The organism is Methyloparacoccus sp. NF-16 (assembly GCF_056880625.1).
In genome coordinates, this window is record NZ_CP174130.1 from 3,072,517 (window position 1) to 3,095,902 (window position 23,386).

At 63.4% G+C, this 23,386-nt stretch carries 25 protein-coding genes; 6 read left to right on the forward strand and 19 right to left on the reverse strand.

What is annotated here, in order from left to right:
* Nucleotides 1-10 precede the first annotated feature (10 nt).
* On the forward strand, nucleotides 11-1,480 hold the full coding sequence (locus ACH5N8_RS14520; RefSeq protein ID WP_483281834.1) for a glycosyl hydrolase family 57: 1,470 nt from the start codon (nucleotides 11-13) through the stop codon (nucleotides 1,478-1,480).
* A gap of 90 nt (nucleotides 1,481-1,570) precedes the next feature.
* On the opposite strand, the gene ACH5N8_RS14525 is transcribed toward ACH5N8_RS14520, so the two are convergent.
* Nucleotides 1,571-2,845, reverse strand: coding sequence for an alpha-amylase family glycosyl hydrolase (locus ACH5N8_RS14525; protein ID WP_483281835.1), 1,275 nt, complete (start codon nucleotides 2,843-2,845; stop codon nucleotides 1,571-1,573).
* A 153-nt stretch (nucleotides 2,846-2,998) separates the two neighbouring features.
* A complete protein-coding gene (locus tag ACH5N8_RS14530) occupies nucleotides 2,999-5,104 on the reverse strand; it encodes a glycogen synthase (RefSeq protein WP_483281836.1) in 2,106 nt (701 codons plus the stop codon).
* A 1,475-nt stretch (nucleotides 5,105-6,579) separates the two neighbouring features.
* Between ACH5N8_RS14530 and ACH5N8_RS14535 the strand changes: the two genes are divergently transcribed.
* Both ACH5N8_RS14535 and ACH5N8_RS14540 read left to right on the forward strand, forming a co-directional pair.
* Nucleotides 6,580-6,906 carry a hypothetical protein gene (locus ACH5N8_RS14535; protein ID WP_483281837.1) on the forward strand — a complete coding sequence of 109 codons (327 nt, stop codon included), beginning with the start codon at nucleotides 6,580-6,582 and terminating at the stop codon, nucleotides 6,904-6,906.
* Between the two features lie 97 nt (nucleotides 6,907-7,003).
* Complete coding sequence (locus ACH5N8_RS14540; RefSeq protein WP_483281838.1) at nucleotides 7,004-7,423, forward strand: hypothetical protein; 420 nt, start codon at nucleotides 7,004-7,006, stop codon at nucleotides 7,421-7,423.
* Between the two features lie 244 nt (nucleotides 7,424-7,667).
* Here the strand turns inward: ACH5N8_RS14540 and ACH5N8_RS14545 are convergent, their stop codons facing one another.
* The 17 genes from ACH5N8_RS14545 to greB all read right to left on the reverse strand — a co-directional run bounded on the left by ACH5N8_RS14545 (nucleotide 7,668) and on the right by greB (nucleotide 20,686).
* On the reverse strand, nucleotides 7,668-7,982 hold the full coding sequence (locus ACH5N8_RS14545; protein WP_483281839.1) for a hypothetical protein: 315 nt from the start codon (nucleotides 7,980-7,982) through the stop codon (nucleotides 7,668-7,670).
* A 242-nt stretch (nucleotides 7,983-8,224) separates the two neighbouring features.
* Nucleotides 8,225-8,467: a hypothetical protein gene (locus ACH5N8_RS14550; protein ID WP_483281840.1), complete on the reverse strand. Its 243-nt coding sequence runs from the start codon at nucleotides 8,465-8,467 to the stop codon at nucleotides 8,225-8,227.
* Nucleotides 8,464-8,868: a hypothetical protein gene (locus ACH5N8_RS14555; RefSeq protein WP_483281841.1), complete on the reverse strand. Its 405-nt coding sequence runs from the start codon at nucleotides 8,866-8,868 to the stop codon at nucleotides 8,464-8,466. Before ACH5N8_RS14555 ends, ACH5N8_RS14550 begins: the two co-directional genes overlap by 4 nt.
* Before the next feature lie 214 nt (nucleotides 8,869-9,082).
* Nucleotides 9,083-9,592, reverse strand: coding sequence for a hypothetical protein (locus ACH5N8_RS14560; RefSeq protein WP_483281842.1), 510 nt, complete (start codon nucleotides 9,590-9,592; stop codon nucleotides 9,083-9,085).
* Complete coding sequence (locus tag ACH5N8_RS14565) at nucleotides 9,589-10,053, reverse strand: hypothetical protein (protein WP_483281843.1); 465 nt, start codon at nucleotides 10,051-10,053, stop codon at nucleotides 9,589-9,591. Before ACH5N8_RS14565 ends, ACH5N8_RS14560 begins: the two co-directional genes overlap by 4 nt.
* Before the next feature lie 63 nt (nucleotides 10,054-10,116).
* Entirely contained in the window at nucleotides 10,117-10,512 is a 396-nt protein-coding gene (locus tag ACH5N8_RS14570) for a hypothetical protein (protein WP_483281844.1), read from the reverse strand.
* Entirely contained in the window at nucleotides 10,502-10,957 is a 456-nt protein-coding gene (locus ACH5N8_RS14575; protein WP_483281845.1) for a hypothetical protein, read from the reverse strand. The genes ACH5N8_RS14570 and ACH5N8_RS14575 overlap by 11 nt, the downstream gene beginning before the upstream one ends.
* Nucleotides 10,958-11,476: 519 nt before the next feature.
* On the reverse strand, nucleotides 11,477-11,896 hold the full coding sequence (locus tag ACH5N8_RS14580) for a hypothetical protein (protein WP_483281846.1): 420 nt from the start codon (nucleotides 11,894-11,896) through the stop codon (nucleotides 11,477-11,479).
* Complete coding sequence (locus ACH5N8_RS14585) at nucleotides 11,893-12,426, reverse strand: hypothetical protein (protein WP_483281847.1); 534 nt, start codon at nucleotides 12,424-12,426, stop codon at nucleotides 11,893-11,895. Before ACH5N8_RS14585 ends, ACH5N8_RS14580 begins: the two co-directional genes overlap by 4 nt.
* On the reverse strand, nucleotides 12,426-14,528 hold the full coding sequence (locus tag ACH5N8_RS14590) for a hypothetical protein (protein ID WP_483281848.1): 2,103 nt from the start codon (nucleotides 14,526-14,528) through the stop codon (nucleotides 12,426-12,428). The genes ACH5N8_RS14585 and ACH5N8_RS14590 overlap by 1 nt, the downstream gene beginning before the upstream one ends.
* Nucleotides 14,521-15,453 (reverse strand): toprim domain-containing protein, encoded by a 933-nt coding sequence (locus tag ACH5N8_RS14595; protein ID WP_483281849.1) that lies wholly within the window; start codon nucleotides 15,451-15,453, stop codon nucleotides 14,521-14,523. The genes ACH5N8_RS14590 and ACH5N8_RS14595 overlap by 8 nt, the downstream gene beginning before the upstream one ends.
* Nucleotides 15,446-15,679, reverse strand: coding sequence for a hypothetical protein (locus ACH5N8_RS14600; protein ID WP_483281850.1), 234 nt, complete (start codon nucleotides 15,677-15,679; stop codon nucleotides 15,446-15,448). Before ACH5N8_RS14600 ends, ACH5N8_RS14595 begins: the two co-directional genes overlap by 8 nt.
* A complete protein-coding gene (locus ACH5N8_RS14605) occupies nucleotides 15,666-16,253 on the reverse strand; it encodes a hypothetical protein (RefSeq protein WP_483281851.1) in 588 nt (195 codons plus the stop codon). Before ACH5N8_RS14605 ends, ACH5N8_RS14600 begins: the two co-directional genes overlap by 14 nt.
* Nucleotides 16,254-16,468: 215 nt before the next feature.
* Nucleotides 16,469-16,777 carry a helix-turn-helix transcriptional regulator gene (locus ACH5N8_RS14610; protein ID WP_483281852.1) on the reverse strand — a complete coding sequence of 103 codons (309 nt, stop codon included), beginning with the start codon at nucleotides 16,775-16,777 and terminating at the stop codon, nucleotides 16,469-16,471.
* A 234-nt stretch (nucleotides 16,778-17,011) separates the two neighbouring features.
* A complete protein-coding gene (locus ACH5N8_RS14615) occupies nucleotides 17,012-18,238 on the reverse strand; it encodes a tyrosine-type recombinase/integrase (RefSeq protein ID WP_483281853.1) in 1,227 nt (408 codons plus the stop codon).
* 304 nt (nucleotides 18,239-18,542) lie between these two features.
* The gene (locus tag ACH5N8_RS14620; protein WP_483281854.1) at nucleotides 18,543-20,168 is read right to left on the reverse strand and encodes an NAD+ synthase; all 1,626 of its coding nucleotides are present in this window, start codon (nucleotides 20,166-20,168) and stop codon (nucleotides 18,543-18,545) included.
* Nucleotides 20,165-20,686, reverse strand: coding sequence for a transcription elongation factor GreB (gene greB, locus ACH5N8_RS14625; protein ID WP_483281855.1), 522 nt, complete (start codon nucleotides 20,684-20,686; stop codon nucleotides 20,165-20,167). Before greB ends, ACH5N8_RS14620 begins: the two co-directional genes overlap by 4 nt.
* Nucleotides 20,687-20,826: 140 nt before the next feature.
* Here greB and ACH5N8_RS14630 point away from each other — a divergent pair, with 140 nt between their 5' ends.
* The 3 genes from ACH5N8_RS14630 to ACH5N8_RS14640 are packed head-to-tail and all read left to right on the forward strand — an operon-like array spanning nucleotide 20,827 to nucleotide 23,323.
* Complete coding sequence (locus tag ACH5N8_RS14630) at nucleotides 20,827-21,471, forward strand: CerR family C-terminal domain-containing protein (protein WP_483281856.1); 645 nt, start codon at nucleotides 20,827-20,829, stop codon at nucleotides 21,469-21,471.
* A complete protein-coding gene (locus tag ACH5N8_RS14635) occupies nucleotides 21,468-22,622 on the forward strand; it encodes an ABC transporter permease (protein WP_483281857.1) in 1,155 nt (384 codons plus the stop codon). Before ACH5N8_RS14630 ends, ACH5N8_RS14635 begins: the two co-directional genes overlap by 4 nt.
* 5 nt (nucleotides 22,623-22,627) lie before the next feature.
* Entirely contained in the window at nucleotides 22,628-23,323 is a 696-nt protein-coding gene (locus ACH5N8_RS14640; RefSeq protein WP_460028842.1) for an ABC transporter ATP-binding protein, read from the forward strand.
* Nucleotides 23,324-23,386: the final 63 nt, after the last annotated feature.

Here is a 23,386-nt window from a genome sequence, read left to right on the forward strand (position 1 = left end):
AACCCCGGCGATGAGCGACCTTCCCGAATATCTCGACAACCTTCCCAACCTCTGCGGCCAGGAAGCCGCCATCGAACAGGCCATCGCCGCCGCGCGCGGCCGGCCGCTGTACCTGGGCCAGGACGGCATCGATTTCACCCGCGTCAAAAGCGCCTTTGCCAACGCCCTGCACATGCACCAACCGCTGATACCGGCGGGTGGCGGCGATCTCCGCACGGCCGAGATCATCAGCAACCTTCAGTACATGATGGAAAACCAGGGCATCGGCGACAATCACAATGCCCCGGTATTCCACTGGTGCTACAAGCGCATCGGCGAATTCGTGCCGCAGCTGGTGCACGAGGGCAAGCAGCCGCGCATCATGCTGGAGTATTCGGGCACCCTGCTCCATGGCCTGCGCAAGATGGGGCTGCACGATGTCTTCGACGCCCTGCGCCCGGTCACCTGCGACCCGGCCTACCGGCATTGCGTGGAGTGGCTGGGCGCGCCCTGGGGCCATGCGGTGGCGCCGTCAACGCCGGTGCAGGATTTCAGGCTGCACGTGCGCGCCTGGCAGCATCATTTCGCCGCGATCTTCGGCCTGGAGGCGCTGACGCGGGTGCGCGGCTTCTCGCCCTCGGAAATGGCCCTGCCCAACCACCCCGATGTCGCCTACGCATTCGTCAAAACGCTGGCTGACGCCGGTTACCAGTGGGTATTGGTGCAGGAGCACACCGTCGAGGAACCCGCGGATGGCCGGCATCCGCGCCGCCCGCACCTGCCGCACCGGCTGGTCTGCACCAACTCGGCGGGCGCAACCGCCAGCATCATCGCCCTGGTCAAGACGCAGGGCTCGGACACCAAGCTGGTGGCGCAGATGCAGCCGTACTACGAGGCGCGCTCGCTGGGCCGTGTCGAGCTGGCCGGCACGTCCGTGCCGCCGCTGGTCACCCAAGTCGCGGACGGCGAGAACGGCGGCGTGATGATGAACGAGTTTCCCGGCAAGTTCATGGACGCGATGCGCGAATCCAGCCACTCGGAGACCCCGGCCATGAACGGCACCGAGTATCTCGAGCACCTGTTCGCCATGGGCATCACCGAGGCCGATCTGCCGGTGGTGCAGCCCCTGTTCCAGCGGCAGATCTGGGAGCGCATGCAACCGGGCGAGGGACCCGAAAAGCTGGCCCGGGTCATCGACGAACTGGGCCGGAGCGGCCAGCGCTTCCACATGGAAGGCGGCAGCTGGACCAGCGACCTGTCCTGGGTGCGCGGCTACGACCATGTGCTGAAACCCATGGAGGAGGCGAGCGCGGCGTTTTACGACAACATCATCAAGCCTGGCATCCCGACGGCCGGCCCCCGCTACCGCAACGCGCTGTTCCACCTGCTGTCCGCCGAGACCAGCTGTTATCGCTACTGGGGCGAGGGCCTGTGGACTGACTACGGCCGCGAACTGTGCCGGCGGACGCAGGCAATCGTCGAGAGCGACGTCAAGCCCTGAGGGAAATCCCGCCGCCACCGGGCGACCCGGCGCGTGCGAATGGACGCACCCGCCCGGGTCAGCGCAACGGCAGGGGCGAATCCATCCGCCCTAGGCCACGGCCAGCTCGGTCACCATGATCCGTCCCATGCCGGGGCCGAGCTCGAATTCGAACGGCGTCGGCAGGTAATCCAGCGGCCATTCCGGCGAGACGTCGACCAGCGGTGGCCGGCTGCGGACGAAGCGGTAGAGATCCTCGGCCCGGAACGGCTGGCGGTTCCAGGGGTCCTTGTTGAGCACCAGCAGGGCCTCGCCGTGGCCCTGCGACGACTGCTTGCGCAGGACCAGCACCGCCGGATTGTCGCAGTCGACGACCTCCAGCGGCCCGTCCTCCTGGAACACCGGGTAGCGGGCCTTGACCGCATTGAGATGCCGGATGAAACCGCTCAGGTCGGTATCGGTCGTCTCCCAGTGATCGGGCCGGGTGTCGACCACGTGCATGGGCCGGCGGAAGCCGAACTCGTAGCCCATCGGCATCATGACGCCGCCGGAGAACAGCGCGGCGAACAGGTAGCGCTGCTTGAGCGCCTCGACATTGCCCTGGGCCTCTTCCATCAGCCGCGGGGTGTCGTGGCTTTCCGGAAAGCTGATCGAGGGCGCCATCTCGCGGGTCTGGCGGTACTGCTCCAGCAGCCAGTCGCCACTGAAGTCCCACCATTTGGAGCTGTTGAAAATGGCGTCGAAACCGGCGTCGGCCGTCTGCCGCGTTTCCGCCGGCGAGCAGCCCAGCGTTTCCGCCACGAACACCGCATCCGGCCAGTCCCGGCGGATACCCCGCAGCAGCCGGCGCCAGACCTCCCCGGGAACCTGGTAGGCGGCATCGCAACGGAAACCGCGAAATCCCAGGCCGCACAGGTATTTCACGACCGACAGACAATGCCGGAACAGCCCCTCGCGGTCAGCCGAGCCCTGGTGATCGAACTGCGCCAGGTCTTCCCACAGCACGCGCTGGCCCTCGTGCTCGCAGAAGGGATGGGCGATGCGGCCGTTGTCGCGCACGAACCACGCCGGATGGGCTTGCAGCAGCGGCGAATCGTAGGCGCAGTGGTTGATGACCAGGTCGACCATCATGCGCAGCCCCAGCCGTTCGGCCTCCCGCACCATCGCCCGCACCTGATCGTCGGGTGTCTGGCGGGCATGCGGGTCGAGCAGGGCCGGATTGATGGCGAAATAATCCTTGATCGAATAGAGACTGCCGGAGCGGCCGGGCAGCTGGATGGGATTGACGAAAACCCAGTCGAAGCGGAGTTCGACCGCGCGCTCGAGGTGCGAACGCCAGTGCCCCACGGGGCCGGCCAGCAGGGGAAACAGGTTGTAGATACGCATGATGGATGGGCGGATCGTGGGGAGCGCGGTGAACGGCACCGCGCCCGGATCGTTGGGAAATTGCGGCGCTGAGGAGCGGCGCGGGCAACGCGCCGCCACCCATCGGCCGGACTGCCGGCAGGCGGGTGGCTGGCAGAAGCCCGGTCTTGCGCCCTACCTCTCGCGAATCAGGTCATAGATGTTGAGGTAATCCTGCCCCGGATGATTCCAGGAGTAGTCGCAGCGCATGGCGTTCTTCATCAGCTCGCGGAAGTGCTCGGGATATTGGTAATAGCAGGCGATCGCCCGGCCCAGCGCCGATTCCAGCCCTGCCTCGTCGTAGTCGCGGAACACATAGCCGTTGCGTTCGTGCAGCGGCCGGTGCGAGAAGTCCTTGTCGATCACCGTGTCGGCCAGGCCGCCGATCTCGCGCACCACCGGAATGGTGCCATAGCGCATGGCGATCAGCTGGATCAGGCCGCAGGGCTCGAAGCGGCTCGGCACCACGGTGATGTCGGCACCGGCGTAGATGAGGTGCGCCAGTTCCTCGTTGTAGCCGATCTCCAGATGCACGTCCGGGTTGTCGTTGAACTGGTGCTTGAGGCCCCAGAAGTAGGCATTGATCGAGCTGTCCGGGCTGGACCCCAGCAGGATGAACTGACCGCCCTGCGCCAGGGTGTAGAACAGCGCGTGGCGGATCAGCTCGATACCCTTCTGCGGGTCCAGCCGGCCGACGAAGGCGACGATGGGCTTCTCGTTGTCGGCGATCAGCAGCCGCGCGCGCAGCGCCCGCTTGTTGTCGTACTTGCGCTCCAGGGTAGCGACCGAGTAATTGGCCGAAATCAGCGGATCGACCTCCGGGTTCCAGACCTCGTAGTCGACGCCGTTGACCACGCCGCCGTACTTGGCGTGATGGATGTGCAGGGTCGGTTCCAGCCCGAATCCCTGCCCCTGGTCCTTGGCCTCGGCCGCATAGCGCGGCGATACCGTGGTCACGAAGTTCGAATAGACGATGCCGCCCTTCATCAGGTTGATGGCCTGCGGGTTATGGTTGTCGCGCAGGCGATCGTAGTGGAAGTAATAGTCCGGCCGGTTCAGCCCGGTGGCGCTCAGCACGTCGGCCCCGGTCACGCCCTGATGCTTGAAGTTGTGGATGGTGAAACACGCCCGCGGATGGGTCATGCCCATGCGCTGATAGACCTCGTAGAGCAGCACCGGCACCAGCGCCGTCTGCCAGTCGTGACAGTGAATGACATCCGGGTGCTTGCCGGATTTCCACAGGAACTCCATGGCCGCACGGGAAAAGAAGGCGAAGCGCCAGATGTCGTCGTTGAAGCCGTAGACGACGCCGCGGTTGAAGAAGTTGTCCGCCGAGTGCGGCTCGATGAAGAAACACTTGCGCCCGTGCACGAAGCCGAAATAGACCGAGCAATGGATGGCGCCGCCGTACCACGGCACCCACAGGTCGTCGAAGGTGCATTGCAGACCCCAGATGTGGTCGTAGCGCATGCAGTCGTACTTGGGCAGGATGATTTCGACGTGGTTGCCGCGCAGTTCCATTTCCCGGCACAGGCCAAACACGACGTCCCCCAGCCCGCCGACCTTGGCGACCGGCGCCAGCTCGGGCGAGATGTGCACGATGAACAGCGAATCGCGGGCCGGCGGCGGTGGGGGCGCCCATTCCGGCTCGGGTTCGGGCTCGGAGGGCTGCGCCGCGGTCGCGACGGCCACGGCCGGTTCGATCGTTGGCGGCTCGGCGGAGGGTGGCGCATCGGCCAGGGGCAAGGATGGCGCCTCCGCCGGCATCGCGGCAACCGGTTCGACAGGGGTTGCCGGTTCATCCGCCCCGGGCGCGGCGGGCACCTCGGGCGCGGAGGCGGCGATCGGGTGCGCCGCCCCGGCATCCACGGGTGCTGCCGACATCACAGGATGCGCGTCCGGCGCCGATGGCGCCGATGGCGTCGGCTGGTCGGCGGCATCGGACGCCGGCAGCGCCGCGCCGGTGGCCGGTGGCGCGGCGACCGCTGCCGATCGGCCAGCGGCGACCTTCCCGGCGGACCGGGCAGCCGGCGGCGGCGCGACCGGCTTCGATCCCGGCGCTCCCGTGACCGTCTTCGGCGTGGACCGTGGCGGCTCGCTGCCGGCGCGGCCGGCCGGGGACGCCGCCGGCTGGCCGGCGGTCGCGGCAGCCTCGCCTTCGGGTTTGACGGCGGGCGTCCCCGCCGGCCGCGGGGAAGGCGCTTGATCGGGGCTCTTGGGCGATCTGGTTTTCTTGCTCATGATGATCCTGCTGACGAATCGCAAACAAACTTATAAGCCATTGATTTGCAATGCCTTTATTTTCTCTTGCCCCAGCCAGCTACTCAGCTAGCTACACATTTGCTGCCGTGTAGCGCCATTCTCGCACACTGGTGCAGTTACAGAATGACGTTCCGGCGGATTGGCCAGCAACGCCAACCAATGATCCATCCATGCCGCCGCCAGCACATGCTGGTGACGATCCGAGCCAGCCCAAAAAATTCTCTCCGGCGAGTTTGCTACCTGAACAATCATCACAACGTTAACAAAGTTCACACGTCACCCGGTGCCTGACCCTGACGACCACCCGCCAGGTTCCCCGGTACCCTCAAAAAGTGAATTTCAATATCTCGCCGTTGGCGTCATCAGCCCATGCCAGCGCCTCACGGCGGATTCCGTTTCAGATTTCCGTTTTCATGGGGGAACCAAGGGAACCCGGGGAACCACCTTGTACCGCGCGGGTTCCAGAGGTTCCCTGGTGGTTCCCCCGGCCAGAACAGGGGGAACCTGGCCCGTTGCTGACCAAAATCTGTCCAACGCGCCCCAAGCCCTGCCGGGTGCGCCCGCCAGCTGGTCGTGCGCTGGTTGTCCACAGGGTTGCGCACGCGGATGGTGGATAACCGATCATGTGATAGTGTCACGATTTCCATCACGCGCTTGCCCTGCATGTGCGTGGCAAGGCTGGTGTGCCTCCTGTAACGCTTGTCGAATATCTTCGTCGCGTGTTTGAGTGACTTCGGCTAGAACTCTGAATCCGCTCTGAAAAACGACACCGTGTCGTTTTTTTCCCGCCAAGCTCAGCATGTACTGGTACCAGCCGATACTGCCTCAACAAGCTCTGGCGCACCTCTGCGGTCGACAGCCATCGCGTGCTGCATGGTTACTATTCCGACACCGGCTTTCTCGGCTGCCGCCTCAGTTGCCAAAGTGCAAATTTGCACTTTGCCACCCGTATATTGATTTCCTCTATCACCTCCCCTCTCCAGCCTGCGCAGATTCGCCATAGCCATGGACCGCTGGCTTTCCGTCAGGTGGCGTCTGCGTATATTGATGGATACTACGTAATCCAGTAGCGCCGTATCGGATTTCAAAGGGTCAATTGGTGGTTTGATTTCAGCAGCCACAGACCGGCCAATAAATGAGCCAATTGGCTCATTTTCCTTGCTTGTCAGCCTTAGCCGCACTGGATAGATGCGCCAATTGGCGCATCTACAGCCGCATCGGGCTTAAAAAGTACCAATTTGTACATTTTCCGCATGTGATGGCTTAGTCGAATTGGGTGGATTGGCCAATTGGCGCATCCACAGCCAGCAGCTATCAAAGTACAAATTTGTACTTTGAAACCAATCAAAGTGCAAATTTGCACTTTGAAATCACCAGTAACAGGATGACTGGATATATGTGCCAATTGGCACATCTACAGCCTTGCCAGCCGATGCAGTTGCCAAAGTACAAATTTGTACTTTGCCACCAGCCCGGCGGAACTCACGGCTGCTGAAAAAGCAAAAGCGCTCAAGAAACGGCAGATTCTGTGGGAGTCGTTGAAGGAACAGGAGCCTAGTGGAACCTTGGGTTCCGCCAGGAACCAAGACGGCACATTCGAGAAGGGCTGCGAGAAAGAAAAAGGATTTGCTGCATCAACAGCCTCAGTTACCGGCATGAGTAAGCGTGCTATCAACGAATACATCCGCCAGATGCTCCTGATACGCCACAGATACCGCACAGCCCCCGCGCTATGGCGCGATTGCGGGCCAGCCTTGCCTAACCTGCCAGATAATGCGTAACGGCGCTCTGCGGCGGCCCTGCAAGGCTTGTCAGTACTGCGTCAAAACCCGTGATGACCTAGAATATCGTCATTCTTCCATCGCCGTGATACTGATCGTGAATACCTGCGCCAATTGCGAGAAGCCGACACATCGTCCCAGGTTTTGCACTGACCGATGCCAATCGGCCTTTTGGGCGCGGGAGCGTCGAGCAAAACAGCTTGGTGCCGATATGCCGCCATCACGGGATGTGCAAGCCAAGTTGAAGGAACAGCGGGAGGAATCACAGGCGGCTGCCGATACTCCAGACCCTGGCGGTATCGTGATTGACGATATGGCTATCTACAAGCTGATTACGCGCGGGTATCTGCCCCCGGCTCGTTTGGCCGATCCGGTCGATGGTCGGCCGCTGTGGGATATTTACGGAATCGCCAAGCTGCTCGGCATTGATACCCTTGAGCTTGCGCAGACTGTTGCAATGAACGGTCCCAAGTTTCTGGAAGAACAGGGGATACCGTCCAGTTGGGGAATGCTGTAACGGACGCCCTTAGATGGCGTCGTAAAACTGCTTCTTGGTGACGCCAGCCTGTATGGCCATGTACCTTACAAGGTCGTGGCTAAATGGCTGCTTGGGGCAGTCAACGGTGACGACGTACTTGCGGCCAAATGAGACCCTGGACCATTTCTCATGGGGGTTCCGGCCCGCTGCGGTTCAGGTGTAAAGCCCAGGTTCTTCAGAATGCGCTTTACCTCTTTGCAATTCAGCGGCCGATGCTTCTGACTCATGCATGCTTGAGCGGATGCGCCACGGATAGCGCCTGGCGCGTCAGGCCGTCACTGAGTCGGCGCACGGATTGCCAGGCGCGAAGAGCAAAGAAGCCTAGCCAGTCGCCCAGCGGCGCACGTCGGTTGAGCAGCTGGTCCGCGTGGGCGGGATCGGCAACGGCATCGTCGAGATACTCGTTCACCAGCATCAACAGCTTGCGCTGTGCCTCTTGCGCCGTGTCAGCGACGGCATACAAGGTGAAGTCCAGGCAGTAGGCAGCCCAATAGCCGCCCGGCTCGGTCTTGAGAATGAGGTGAAGGTGCTTGCTCATGGCCTGTCTCGCTGCTGGCATCAGACCCCAGATGATAGCAGGGCCGATAATCGGCAGGTGGTCAGCGGCCCAACAGCAGCTGCATGGCTTGGGCGATGGTCGACAAGGGCAGGTGAAAGCCGCGCATCCTGGCCGCTGTCCAGACGGCCGGTGCGGAAGCGCGAACAGTGCGCCCTGGCGCGCGGGCGATGAAGTGGAGCACGGCTTCCAGCGCCAGGTAGTGTTCCAGCCGCGTGGCTGGGTCAGCCTTCGGCAGTCGCTGTATCAGCCGATCCGGATGCATGTAGCAGGGTTGGCTGGTACTTGGCTCGGCCGCGTCTGGCGTCCAGCTCGTGCTGAAAAACGTTCGTCAGATATTCCAGGTCGGCCAGCGCCAGCTGCTCGGCAAGGTGGGCCATGGCGATCCGCGTCATAGCCGGCCGCAGTGTCGGGCTACGGTTCAGCAGGTGAAGCCCCCGCTCACGGTGATCGAAAATGGCGGTCATCCGGGGAAGGTCTCGCCTGCCTCGTCGCAAAAACCCCATGCCGCAGAGGCGCTCAATTCGATCCGCTGTTTTTTATGCGGTGAATGGATGTTCGCAAAACGCTTGCCGAGTGGGCCGAAGGGCGAATTGAAGTGGCCCCAGTACCGCCCGCTGGCGTCACGCTCGATGAAGTCGCCAGCCCATAGGTCCACTCGCCAGGGTTTGGGTTTCTGCTCTGCCGCCTTTACAGGCTTTGCAGCAGCAGCCTGGCGCTTCGGCTCGGCCCGCGCGTGGCGGGCTGCTTTTTGGTCAGCAGCCTGGCGCAGCCTGCGTATGTGGTCATTGTCCAGGCCCAGGGAGCCCGGTCCACGGTTCAAAAGAACGCCGGTGGGCGGTCCGGATCGTCTAGCGGGTGAAGCCATATCTTGATACCTCAGAAATAGAGTGCCGCTGCACCGGTACGGCCAGCCAGCGGCGTGGTTGCCGGGTGTCCGACGCCCGGCGAACTCATGGTGGGTGTCTGTGAAAAAACCCCCGCCCTTGGGCGGGAAGCTCAACCACAACACACCACAACAAACTCGGAAAGGCCGCCGGAGCGGCCGGTGCTGGTGCTTACGCTCGCCAGCAAGCGATTCTTCATGCGGCCTCGTCGATGCCCAGGACGATGGCCGGATCAGCATCGGGGCGTCGGAAAACTTCGATGCCTCGGGCTTCCAAGGCGCAGACGGCCGCTTCCTCCTCGATCTCCAGCTGGTGCACCTCGCCCTCCAGCTCGCGAGCGCGCTCGGCGCGCGCAGCGAGCGACATGCCATCGCTGGCGAAAGGCAGGGATGCGGAAAGCAGTTTTTCCTTGATGGTGTCGCCGTGCAGCCATGCCAGCAGGCAGGTCAACTTGTCCTCCTCGCCAGCAGCGGCAGTGGTCAGCATGGCCGGGTCAACGGCGCGGCCGTTGGCGATATTGATGCCGATCCAGCCGCCGTCGACGCGGGATGCCCAACCATCAACAGTGCGGTTTACGGCGTCCGCGATCTCGGCCGCTGTGAGCGGCTGGCCGGTGATCTCGGCAATCTGCTGTCGAATGCCGACAATCTGCTGGCGGATGGACTCAAGGCCAGCCAGAGAAACATCTTTTACTGGCTTCTTCATGCGATGACTCCGCTGGCGGTGGGTAAGGGGACGGTCGGGCCACCAGCGCCGTTCGCCTGGCGGACAAACTCGCGAAGTGTCCTGCACGTATGGGCAAGACCGTCGCGGCGCATCTCAGCCTCGGCAAGCTGCTGTTCGGCACTGTCAGCGGCCTCAAGGGCGGCGGCCAGGTCGCGCAGTCGGTCAACAACAATGTCGCCAGGTGCGGCGGCCTCTGCACGCGCGAGAAAGCCGGTGCGGTCAGCCTCGAAAGCAGAGATAAAGGCCGACGCGCGGCGCGGGCCGAGATTCATCAGCGAGCGCGGCAGACCGGAACGCTCAGCAGTCAGGACGGCGATGCGTCGGGTTTCGAGAACATATCTACGACGGTCAGATACCTGCTGCTTCAGGTGCTCAACCGCCGAATCCGCTTGTACCAAGCGAAGCTCTAGGCTCTCAAGTTTGTTCAAGTCGATATTCATATAACCTCTTGGGTTTCAGTAGGTATATGAAACCATGCCCGGAATCAAAACAAAACCGGGTGTCTATTTTGAATTACGGTACCGTCGAACTTCATGCCAAAGCGCATCGGCGGTACTGGCAGCACTCGGATATGCGGCTAATGCAGAGTTGATATGCCGCGCCAGTGGCTCGGTGGGTTTCCTGCATGTCCGGCGCTGCCTGTCGAACTCTGCGGACAGGATTTTGGCGATAGACAGATTCGACACGCTCGGCTGATCGAGCAAGGATATTGCAGCGTCGATATGCTGCCGCCAGTGGTGACGGTGATAGGCATCGCGCAGTCCGGGTCCGAACGCGACTGGAAGAGAATCGCCGTCAAGATGGCGGCGGAATGAATCGCGAAGCCATGCGATTGTTTCTGATGAAGGGCTATCTGCGTTCAGCAGGTCATCCAGGTGAACGGCGCTATCAGGCGGCATGGTCGGCCTCGCCGTTGTTGTCGTCGTTTGGAAGTCCACTTGCAGCAAGCTCTGCAAGGGCCTCGTGAATGACCGCTTTTGCGATCTGGCCTATCTCATGTTGGGATTTTCCCGAGCACTCAATTGCCAGTCGGCCGGGTAGATTCAGCAGTCGTGACCTGGCGTTGCCGATCAATCGGGACCAGTGCTGCAAAACTGCCTCAGCTGGTATCAATGACCGCTCTTTCTCGCCCTTTTGCAATTCCGTCAATTCCCGCCTGGCGCGGTCTAAGGCGGCTTTTTCCTGTTGCGGATCAAGCGCCCCGCCGGGGGAGTATATGGCCAGCAAGGCTTCTGCGCTGTTAAAGGTGTTATCAGCGGCTGGCGTCATATCCGCCAGACGCTTTTGAACTGTCCGGCGGTCTTTGCCGGTCAAGTCGGAGAGGAAGTTTATCGTGACGCGCATCGGGGCACCTTGAGTGATTATGTGGCCGCCAATATAAGGTTTATCTCAACCTACGGCAAATCAAGACTATCGGTGCGCCTATAGAGGCTTTGTGACTGGAAAAAAAAGGTGGTTTCCACTACCCCACTCACACGCTTTGCGGAAGGACCCGCGAACATTTCTCGGGTATACAAGGGCAGCATTCCCGGCCCACGATACCAGTAACCGCGTGAGAGGCGCGTAGAAGCGCGATACTGTGTAGCAGTGTGGTTGTATAGGTCAGGGTGTTATCGGCGCTCTACGGGGGTTGTAGGAGGTCGATATTCTGGCGGGGTCGTGAATATGGCGCGGGTCTGGTCGGTTTCAGACGGTGTGAGCCGCCATCGCGCCGTTGACACTTTTTTGGCTTGGCTGAAAACCACCCGACTTACCCGACTTACCCGACTCATGCGCGGATGTTTTGCTGGCGCGAGAGTCGGGATAGTCGGGTTGATCGGGTGATTCCGGCTCGCGGTGCAAAAGTGTCAAACGCCGCGCGCGTCACACAGTCTTGAGCGTCGCCCGGCGTCGACCGATCTCAAACCGCCGGGCCTCCTCGGCCCGCTTCTGCCGCAGCCACCGGATGAACAGCGTTACGGCTAGTTCCTCGTCGGCGGCCCAGGCAGGCTCAACGGAAGAGTCGGACACGATCCAGCATTCGTCGCAAAAAGCGTCAAAGGTCTTTCCGCGTATCTGCCAGTCGGGAACCCGGAACCGCTCCTCGGTTTTCGTCGGCCCGGCAAGCAACGGCGGGTGGCGTGGGGCAGGGTCGTATGCCGAGCACTTGCGCCAGTAGCCATAACCGATCGGCTGCCGATGCGCGATCTCACATATCTTGCTCGGCCGTGCCGGACAGTGCGTGCAATCCTTGCACCGCACTGCATCAGGATGGCCGGGGCCGAAGTGGGGGGTGGCAGTCATGCCGCCACCTCCTCGCCCGAGTACCAAGCGCACAGGTGCCGGTCAGTTGCCCAGTAGCCGCCAACGACCGTGCCCGAGTCCACGCCGGCAGTGCAGGCGGCCAGCATCGGATGTTGGTGACGGCGCGCATGCCGGCAGGTGGCGCAGGCGACAGGATCCAGTTTGCGCTGGAAGTGCGCGGCCAGCGCCGGCCAGGCATCCGGCGGATACCCGGCCAGGTCGGCCAGCATGTCGGCCTTGTCCCGGTTGGTATCGCCGTAGAGCTTGCAAACCACCAAGGCCAGCTGCTCCAGATCGGGCGGTACCTGGTGGCGATGGTTTGCCGGTTCGATGTCATTGCCGGCCGGCCCTGCCGGTAGCAGCGACTCCGATGCTCGGAGTGCCGCCACCAGATCGGCCTTGTGGTCAACGATGTATCGACGCTGGCCAGGCTCCAGCCGGGCGGCGGGACTGACGGCGAGATTACCGTCCACCTCGGTCAACGTGAAGCCTGACTCACGGATGCGATGGATGAAGGTTGCCGCGTCCATCAGAAAATCTCCACATCAGGCGAAAAATTCTCTCCCTGAGATTTGCTACCGGAACGTTGTTCACGACGTTCACGATGTTCACGGTTGCGAATCTCGACCGTCACACCGTCGCGCCCTGGCTTGTGGATGGCGATCTCGATGCCGATGCTGGCCAGGGCCGGAATCTGCCGACGGAGCGCGTCGCCCAGGCCCTTGGGGGATCTCGGCCAGGCCGGCTCCGAGTCCGGCTTGAAGTCGCTGAGCTTCAGCAGCAAGTGCTTCATCGTTCCGAAGAACACGACCGGCCCGCCCGCGTGGCCATCCACCATGTCCCTCACAGCCAGCGCCACAGGTGATGCCTCCAGCCCACGCGCCACACTGTCACGGCGATTGTCGCCGTACAGGCGTGAGAACTCGCCCCTGGTGCCGCCCATGCTGGTCATCATCGATTCACCAAGGCGCACGAAGTCAATCATGCGGATGTCGCGCGGGTGCCAGTCCACCAGCGACAGCCTGGCCAGGGTGGCCACCATCAGGTCCAGCAATCCGCCAAAGATGCCGGGCGCGGCCTCCTCGAACTCGGCCTCGACGATCTCTTCCTCTCGATACCCGTCCAACTGTGGCAGCTCGATGTGGATTACGCGGTCCATCAGGTCTTGCGCCGTCACTACGGGCGGGATGGAGTTAATAACGATGGGGCGCTTGGCCTCGATGATGGTTTCTTCACTATTAGTGAAGAGCGTCCGCGCAGCGAATCCGCCACCGGTGGCCAGCGTGCACAAGGCATCCTGCATGGCGGGCGACAGGTGGGAGATATTCTCGAAACTAGCCACCCAGTTCACGCCCGCCGATACGAACACATCCTCGATGGACTTTGGCGCGGCCCGCAGGTTGACGATGTTGGGATCGATCAACCGGCGCAGCCGCTTCTGGGTGGATGACTTGGCACAGCCCTGGCGGCCGCACAGGCACAGCACCGGATGCGGGGTGTTTGGCCGGAATGACTCCATGTGCCAGGCCGTCACCAGCGGTCGCGCCTCGACCGGGATGTTGGCGAAGCGCCATAGCTGGCTGTAGTCGCCACCCGGGACCGGTACCGGCAACGGGGCCATGCTGTTCGGCAGCAGGAACTTCACGGGTGACTGCTGGAGAATGCGCCACCCGGTCGGCAGCACCTCAACCACGCGGCGCGTGCTGTCACCCAGATCAATGATGATGCCGTTCTGGTGCTGCGCCACCCGCAGCCACACACGCTCCTCCGGCCCCTCGTGCATGGCAATACCGGATAGTGCAACGGTTGCCGACCTGAACGCCGTATCGGATGCCGCGACACCGATGCCGCCGGCGCGCTCCTCCTTGGTTCTCATGTAGAAAGCAAAGGACAGGTAATCCTTGAAAGCGGAAGAGTCGACGCGGAAGGTCTGGTGCGGCGCGGCCTTGGTGGTGAAGTAGGGATGACGCTCGGGATCATGCGACAGGTCGCCAAGCTCTAGCGCAAGCTCGATCAATCGGTCGGCGGTCTGCGGCTCCTCGCTGCCACCGTCACCAGCTTCATCACGCACCATTTTTTCGATGTCGGAGAGGAGCACGCCCGACGGCTTCTTGCGCTTGAGCTTGTCGCGCAGCCGGAATGCCTCAGCCGGGTCATGCTGGCGGATGAAGGCCAGTGCCGCAATGAAGCCAGCATCAGCCAGAAGTCCAGGATCATCCTGGCATCCGGCAATGACGCGCTCCACCGTCGCCACGGCCTCGGCCACAGCCTCCAGCGTCGGATCGATGGCCACATCCTCAGGGCCGCGTGAACTTTGTGAAGCTGGTGAATGTTGTTCCGGTAGAAAATCCTGTGGAGAATCTTTTTGCCCCACATCGGAACCATCCACCACGTCATCAGCGGCAAGGCAGGCCGCCACATCCTCGGTCTCGTGTGAACTTTGTGAAGCTGGTGAATGTTGTTCCGGTAGAAAATCCTGTGGAGAATCTTTTTGCCCCACATCGGAACCATCCACCACGTCATCAGCGGCAAGGCAGGCCGCCACATCCTCGGTCTCGTGTGAACTTTGTGAAGCTGGTGAATGTTGTTCCGGTAGAAAATCCGCCGGAGAGAAAATGTTCAGGTCACTCATGGCCGTGCTCCTCCCTGAATTGGTACCAATCATTCCAATCGGTGCATGGGCATCCCGGCGGGAAGGCGGGCACCGACAGCTTGCCGCCAACAGCCACAGCAGCCGCCCTAGCCTTTGTCAAACCCGGATTGCCGTCCGTATGGCGGTCGTTGTCGCCACAGACGATCAGCTTGGCGTTGGGCATCGCCTGGCGAACCGAGCGGGCCACGTCCAGCAGGTTTCCGCAGTCAAACGCCACTACCGTCATGTGCCCCGTGACCTCGTGCAGGGTTGCAGCGGTGGCGTAGCCTTCGGCGATCAGCACGGTGTCGGTCGGTTCACCTATATAGAAGGCGCATCCCTTCTTCCTGCCCCCGAGGAAATCCTTGTCGCGGCCCAAGTCAGGATGCGGCTCTGGGAAAATGCCTTGCAGATTCACCAGCTTGCCGCCGGGGTCCACAACCGGAATGAACAGGGTGTTGTCGATGGCGAGTTCGCGCCAGCCATCGCCTGTCTGTACCCACTTCCGCCAGGTGCCGACGCGAAGGCCGTGGGCCTTGACGCCCTTGCGGCTCAGGTAGGGATGGCTTGCGCACGGCGTTGCAGCATTCCAGACGCGGCAAGCCTCCGACGCCTTCCAGGCTTCGCGCTCATGCTGCTCAGCCTGGCGTTTCCGCCGGTCAGCTTCGATGATGCGGCGGGTTGCGTCGTCCATGGTCCAGTTGCCGCCGCCGGATTTCCAGGTGCCGGTTGCGCCAGACACGAAATCCATGAACCAGCCGGCCGGGACGCCGTTGCTGTGCAGGATGTAAGCACCGTTACGGGTGCCGTGCCGATGGCCCTCGATGTGGATGCGGTGCAGTGCGCTATCGGCCAGGATCGGATCACGGGTGACGATGCCAGCGGCGGCCATGGCATCAGAGAAAGCGTCGATGACGTTATTCATTGGTCACCTCCGCTTGCATCGATGCGATCTTGGCCATGCGCAAGGCGGATACCCGCTGTGCTTCAAGCATGCCCAAGGTCCAGTCCAGCAGCAGGACGGCGTACAGCAAGCTTACAAACACCATTGCGACTGTCTCGCGCAGTTTGGTATTCTTGCCTTGCTGTATTTCGAAATTGGCCGCGTTCCCGGTTGCCGCCGGGCGCGGCTTTCGTTTATCTGGCGTCATGGCGGCCCTCCTGCCGATCAGCCAGCGTGCCGTCGTAGCCGACGACAACGATGTCATCGCCGTCAAACCGCTCTGCCGCTTTGCGTGCCGCTTCGGCGGTCGTGAAATCGCGCGAAACACGCTCATTGAGCACAGTATTGATCCCGTCGACGCAGGCGATCCGCTGGATCGCCACGTAGAACCTCCATCCGGCGTATGCTGGCGGGTCGATGCGCTCGTCGGGGGCCAGTACGCCTAAATCTCGGGCCATTTCGCACAACAACACGTTGTGCCAGATGATGGCGCGGCTCTTCGGGTCGATGGCCGTCCACTCGCCATACTTGGCGCGGTCGGCGCTGCCCTGGCGGTTCCGCCGGAGCGCAAGGTCCATTGACGCCAACTTGCGCCGCAGTCGCTTAACAAGGGTGGCCTCCTGAATCCACTTGGTTTCAGTGGCGATGCCGTCGGTGGTGGTGGTGGAGGTGGTGGTGTTCGGGCGGGTTGCGCCCAGGGTGTTGGCGTGTGACATGGTGAAGTCCTGTTGTTGCGGTTGCGAAAACCGCTCACCCCCGACCAAGGGGGTGGGCGATTCCATGCGGGTTGGTCGACCGGCAACAGGACCGGCAGGGGTTGCCCCCTCCCACATGGAACGCCCATAGGACTTTCCATTGTGCAGAGAAAAGCCGCTCCCAGAAATGGCGCGGCTTTCGTGCGCCTGTTGTTGCGGTCGACCAAGACCGGCCACCTCATTGAGGCGGTGGCGGGCAACAGTTTGTCCCTGACCGCCTGGGACTGTCAAGCAGTGGACCATCATGCTGCACCTCTCGTGTTCAGCGCAGCACGCAAGTCGCCAACACGCCAGGCGGTCATGCGCTCGCCCAGCGTGACCGGCTCCGGGACCGTGCCATTGCGCACGCCACGCCAGATCGTTGATGCGGAACAGAAGCCATACAGCGCGCGGACAACCGGCAGACGCACATGTGCGATATCTGGAAGCTCGTCGAAGCCGGCCAGCACGGACGCCAGCAGGGCGGCGTCATCAGCCGGCGAAGCGGGAGTGGCGGACGCGTCCTTGCGGGGACGGCCGCGCCGTGGTGTTGATGTCGATTGTGTTGCCACAGTGAACCTCGATGTCGATTTGATCGACCACCGGGGAACAGTCGGCATAAAAAAACCGCCAGAACTGTCCCCCGGTGGGGTTGGTTCGCAAGCGGCCTTGGGGCGGGTTGCTGGTGAGCGTGCCGGCGTGCCGGGTCAGCTCATGGAGTCATCGTCTCATGGTTTTTTATGGTGTCAAGCACAATTCTGATGTTTATCGCAAGCCATTGATTTATGTGAACTTTGGCCGTGCCGTCAGCGGACATGTCGGATTGGCACCACGTTGCCTTCCGCCGGGGTCCATGGCGTCCCGGCCTCGCAAGCTTCTAGGAAGTCGCCCAGCAGGGCCAGCGCCCGGCGGCGCTCGTCGAAGCGGTCGTGTTTGTCGTAGATGCCAACCAGTCCAGGGACGTGGTGGTTAAGGCATCGCTCCGCGATCTCGGGGTTGACGCCCAACTGGGCTAAGTGCGATCTCGCCGTTGACCTCAAGTCATGTGGAGAGAATTTGCGGATGCCAATGTCCCGGTCGCGCAGCACGTCACGAATGCTGCTGGCGGTCCTCGGCGCTTTCCCGTTTGGCGATGGCAGCACCCACGCCGACGACCGCGCCAGCTCTCTCAGGCGCGTGAGCCACCCCGCCACAGGTTTTGACAGCGGGATTCTGAACGGCTCGGAAGACGTCTTGCTCTTGGGGACCGTCCAGATCAATGCGGTCAGGTCGACGTGTTCCCACTTTGCCTCGACAAGCTCACTGACGCGCACGCACGTCCCAAGCATGATTTTCACGGCAAGGTGGGGTGATTCTGGCAGCACGCTGGTCGTCATGAGTACGCGGATTTCTTCTTCGCCAAGCATCAGCCGCTGGCGTGGTGCAGGTTCCGCGCCGCATATGGCCATAACGCGTATTCCATGGGCGGGGTCGGATGCGATAACCCGCTTGGCCACGCCATGCGCCATCAATCCGCGCAAGGCCCCCATCAGCTTACCCGCCACGATGGCCCCCCGCTGCCGCCCGACGCGCTCTATCAGCCCGACAACATCAGCACCGGTCAGGTCCTTGGCCAGGATCGGCCCTAGTGAGGACACAATGTCGTCGATGTACGACTGCCGCATCCGTCGCGTGTTGGTAGCCAGCGTCGGAACGATCTTGCCGGAATAGTCCTCTGCCAGCTTAGCCAGCGTCATGCTGCCGGCCCGCTCCAGCTTGGCCAGCCGTTTATCGCGTGCCGGGTCTGCGCCCTGATGGATTTTTGCGCGTTCCGCCAGCGCCAGGCGCTTGGCTTCCGCAACGCCGATGTCGGGATACCGGCCAAGTGTCAATTCGCGCTGCTTGCCACCGAAACGGTATCTCAGCACCCAGGATGCCGTGCCCGATGCCGACAGGGTGAACGTCAAGCCCGCCACCTCGCCTTGCGCCTTGGCCAGCGGCCTGCCGGCCCTGATCCAGTGTCTCAGTTGTACGTCGGTGATCTTCCCCGCCATGCGAAAGCCCAGTAATACCAACTTTTTCTAGCTACACACCTAGCTACACACATTTCCGTTTATAGCCTGACTTCGCATGACGCGGCAAAAAACAAAAAAGCCAGACACCACGCGGGTTCCGTGGTGAAAATGATACGTTGTGATTCGGCAAAAATCATGCCAATTGCTTCTGCTGACGAATCGCGGGTTGCCGTTGCCCATTGACCCGGTCGTTCGAGTCAACCGGCTGGCACGCATGATAACCCGCATGGCGGACTTCATACCCGCCACGCCTGATGACGGCACCCGCAAGCGCGCGGCGGAGCTAGCCGCCGAAGCCGTGCGTCATCGGATAGCGCCGGTCGCGGCCGAAGGCGCGACGGCTGATCTTGACCCCTGGCGGCGCCTGGCGACGCTTGTATTCGTTGCGGTCGACCATGCGGGCGACACGGACCACCTCATGCGCCGGATAGCCGGCGGCGATGATCTCGGCGACCGATTCGTCGCGCTCGATGTAGCGTTCGAGAATCGCGTCCAGCACCGGATAGGGCGGCAGGGAATCCTCGTCCTTCTGGTCGGGACGCAGTTCCGCCGAGGGCGGGCGCTCGATGACGCGGCGCGGGATCACCGGCGACAGGCTGTTGCGGTATTCCGCCAGCCGGTAGACCAGCATCTTCGGCACATCCTTGAGCGGCGCGAAACCACCGGCCATGTCGCCGTAGAGCGTGGCATAGCCGACGCTCATCTCGCTCTTGTTGCCGGTGGTCAGCAGGATCTTGCCGGTCTTGTTGGAAAACGCCATCAGCAGGATGCCGCGGCAGCGGGCCTGGATGTTCTCCTCGGTGGTATCGGGCGGCAGGCCGGCGAAACTCGGCGCCAGCATGTCCATGAAGGCGGCGAAGGCGGGCTCGATGGGGATGACGTGATGGCGGCAACCCAGCGCCTCGGCCTGCCGCACGGCGTCCTCGTTGCTCATGTCGGCGGTGTAGCGCGACGGCATCAGCAGCGCCTCGACCCGCTCCGGTCCCAGGGCATCGGCCGCCAGCGCCAGGGTCAGGGCGGAATCGATGCCGCCCGACAGCCCCAGTACCGCACCCTGGAAGCGGTTCTTGCGCACGTAGTCGCGGATGCCGGTCAGCAACGCCCGGTAGATGCCGGCATCGTCCGGCAGCGGCGGTGTGACGGGCCCGGGGCGGGGTTCGACCGTCCGGCCGTCGTCGCCGGCGGCAAACGTCACCGCCAGCAGCGTTTCCCCGAATTCCGGCGCATGGGCCACGATGCGGCCCTGACGGTCCATGACGAAGGAAGCACCGTCGAACACCAGTTCGTCCTGCCCGCCGATCAGGTTGACGTAGACCAGGGGCACGCCGGCGGCGCTGACGCGCGCGCGCACCACCGCTTCGCGGTCGCGGAGCTTGCCGGCCTGATAGGGCGAGGCATTGAGGTTGAGGATGAGCCGCGCGCCGGCCGCCGCCGCCTGCTCCACCGGCCCCGGCTGCCAGATGTCCTCGCAGATGGTCAGCCCGACCGGCACGCCGGCCAGCGGGAACACGCAGGGCGCGCTGCCGGCCTGGAAGTAGCGCTTTTCGTCGAAAACACCATAGTTCGGCAGCCGCTGCTTGCGGTAGATCCGGCGGATGGCGCCCTCGCCGAGTACGGCGGCGCTGTTGTAGACACCGTCGTCGACGGCCTCGGGAAAACCGACGATGGCGGTGATGCCGTCGATGTCGCGGGCCAGCTCGTCGAGGGCCGCCTCGACGGCGGTGAGAAAGTCCCGGCGCAGCACGAGATCCTCGGGCGGATAGCCGGACAGGGTCAGCTCCGGGAACACCACTGCCTGCGCGCCCAGCCGGTCGCGGGCCTCGGCGGCCGTCTCGCGGATGCGGCGGGCATTGCCGGCGATGTCGCCAACCCGGAAATCCAACTGGGCCAGGACGATGCGCAGGTTCATGGACGCTCCGCGAGCGGCGCTGCGGCCTGGTAGCGGATCCCGACGATGAACCAGGTGGCGAAGCCGGAGGGGGAGGCAACCCGCACCTCGTCGTCCACGGCCTTCTTGAGCAGGGCCCGGGCCATGGGCGAGTCGACGCTGATCCAGCCCTGCTGCGGGTCGATCTCGTCGGCACCGACAATGCGGAAGGTGCTTTCCTCGCCGGCCGCATCCTCCAGTGTCACCCAGGCGCCGAAGAAGACCCGCTCCCGGTTGCCGGGCAGTTCGCCGACCACGGTCAGCGCCGGCAACCGCTTCTGCAGGTAGCGCAGGCGGCGATCGATCTCGCGCAGCTCCTTCTTGCGGTAGATGTACTCGGCGTTCTCCGAGCGGTCGCCCTCGGCTGCGGCCGCCGCCAGGTGCTGGGTCACCTCGGCGCGCCGCACCCACAGCTGCCGGAGTTCGGCCTCCAGCCGACGGGCGCCGTCGGCCGTGATGTAGGGTGACGATCTGGGCGAAGGCGGGCGCCAGCGGGACATGGCGGATGGTGACGGGAGGTATGGAAAGGGCGGCAAGTATAGCAAGCCGCATACCCGGGCGGCGGCGACCGAAAGCCTGCACTTGACGACAAAACAGTTGTTTCAATAAGATGATTAAAACTGATGTTTGAATACTGCCCATGTCCCCGACCGACGAACCCGATCTGACCCGCGACCGCATTCTGCGGGCGGCGCTGGAGATCTTTGCCGAGCACGGCTTCAAGGTGGCCGCCGTCCGCGAGATCTGCACCCGGGCGGAGGTCAACGTGGCCTCGGTCAACTACTACTTCCGCAGCAAGGAGGCGCTGTATCGCGAGGCGCTCATGTACGCGTTCCGGGAAGCGGACCGCAAGTATCCGCAGATCGCCTTCGCCGACGCCACCCTGCCGCCCGAGGACCGGCTGCGGTTCTTCATCCGTTCGCTCCTCTCGCGGCTGCTGGACGACAGCCACCTGGGCTTTCACGCGCAGCTGCTGGCCCGCGAGATCGTCGACCCGACCGGGGCGCTGGACTATCTCGTCGACACGGTCATGCGGCCGCGCTTCCAGGCCCTGCGGGACATCGTGCCGCGGCTGGCGGGCAGCGACTGGGCGCCGGCGGACATCGACCGGCTGATCCTCCAGATCATCGGCCAGTGTCTGGTCTACCGGCACTCGCGACCCATGATCGAGCGGATGTGCCCGGAGCTCTTCACCGGTCCCGAGGCCATCGAGCGCACCGCCGAACTGATCTACCGGTTCTCGCTGGCGGCGCTGCGGCAGCTGGGGCGGGAGCAGGACGCATGAACTACATCGCGTTGAAGATGCTGATGGGCGATCGCGGCAAGTATCTCGGCATCGTCATGGGCCTGACCTTCGCCTCGCTGATCATGACCCAGCAACCGGCCATCTTCATCGGCATCATGATGCGGACCTTCAGCTTCATCACCGATGTCGGCCTGCCGGACATCTGGGTGATGGACCCCAAGGTGCAGTTCATCGACGACGTCAAGCCGCTGCAGGACATGGAGCTGTACCGGGTGCGCGGCATCGAGGGGGTGGAGTGGGCGATGCCGCTGTACAAGGGGCTGATCAAGGCGCGGCTGACCAACGGCAACTTCCAGACCTGCAACCTGATCGGCCTGGACGACGCCACGCTGATCGGCGGCCCGCCGGAAATGCTGGAGGGCCGGCTGGAGGACCTCCGCCGCGCCGACGCCGTGATCGTCGACCGCGACGGGGCGGTGGAAAAACTGGGCATGCCGGGCCCGGACGGCCAGCCCATCCCGCTCAAGGTCGGCGACACCCTGGAACTCAACGACCGCCGCGCCATCGTCGTCGGCATCGCCAGGAACACCCGCACCTTCCAGTCGCAGCCGGTGATCTACACCACCTACAGCCGGGCCATGCTGTACGCGCCGCGGGAACGCAAGCTGCTGTCCTTCGTGCTGGTCAAGGCGAAACCGGGCACCGATCTCATGGCGCTGAAGGCGCGCATCCAGGGCACCACCGAGCTGGCCGCCTATACCCAGGCCGAATTCAAGCGGCTGACCTACACCTACTTCATGAAGAACACCGGCATCCCGATCAATTTCGGCATGTCGGTGCTGCTGGGCTTCATCGTCGGTGCCGCGATCGCCGGCCAGACCTTCTACAGCTTCACCATGGAGAACCTGCGCCAGTTCGGCGTGCTGAAGGCGATGGGCGCCAGCAACGGCACCCTGCTGCGCATGATCCTGCTGCAGGCGGCCCTGGTGGGCGTGATCGGCTATGGCCTGGGCGTGGGACTGACCTCGCTGTTCGGCTGGAGCATGCGCAACACCATCCTGGCGTTCAAGTTTCCCTGGCAGCTGCTGCTGTTCAGCGGGCTGGGCGTGACGCTGATCTGCATCTTCGCGGCGCTGGTCAGCATTCGCAAGGTGATCGCGCTGGAACCGGCCGTGGTCTTCAAGGGCTAGCCGGCATGGCACAACTGGCCGTTCACTGCCGCGACCTGGTCAAGACCTACGACACCGGCGACCAGAAGGTCATGGCGCTGCGGGGCGTCGACCTCGACATCCACACCGGCCGGCTGATGATGCTGGTGGGGCCGTCCGGCTGCGGCAAGACCACGCTGATCTCGGTGATCGCCGGCATCCTCGACCAGGACGCCGGCCTGTGCCAGGTGTTCGGCGAGGATCTTCTGCACCTGAGACAGAAGGAACGCCTGCGCTTCCGTGCCGAGAACATCGGCTTCGTGTTCCAGGCCTACAACCTGCTGCCGACCCTGACGGCGGTGGAGAATGCCGCCATCCCGCTCATCATCAATGGCTTCAAGCGGCCGGAGGCCACGCGGCGGGCGGCGGCGATGCTGGCGCGCGTCGGCCTCGGCGAGCGGCTGGGCTCGCTGCCGGCGCAGCTGTCCGGCGGCCAGCAGCAGCGCGTCGCCATCGCCCGGGCGCTGGTGCACAACCCGCGGCTGATCGTCTGCGACGAGCCCACCAGCGCGCTGGATCACGACACCGGGCATAAGGTCATGGAACTGCTCAAGACCGTCGCCCTGGACGAGCGCAAGGCCCTGATCATCGTCACCCATGACGCCCGCATCTTCGAGTTCGCCGACAGCATCGCCCACATGGACGACGGCCACATCATCACGCTGGAGGACAGACATGCCTGAAGGTTCCCGCACCCCGCCGGCGCCGCGTACGCTGCCGGCGATCCGTCCGCTGCCGCCCGGACA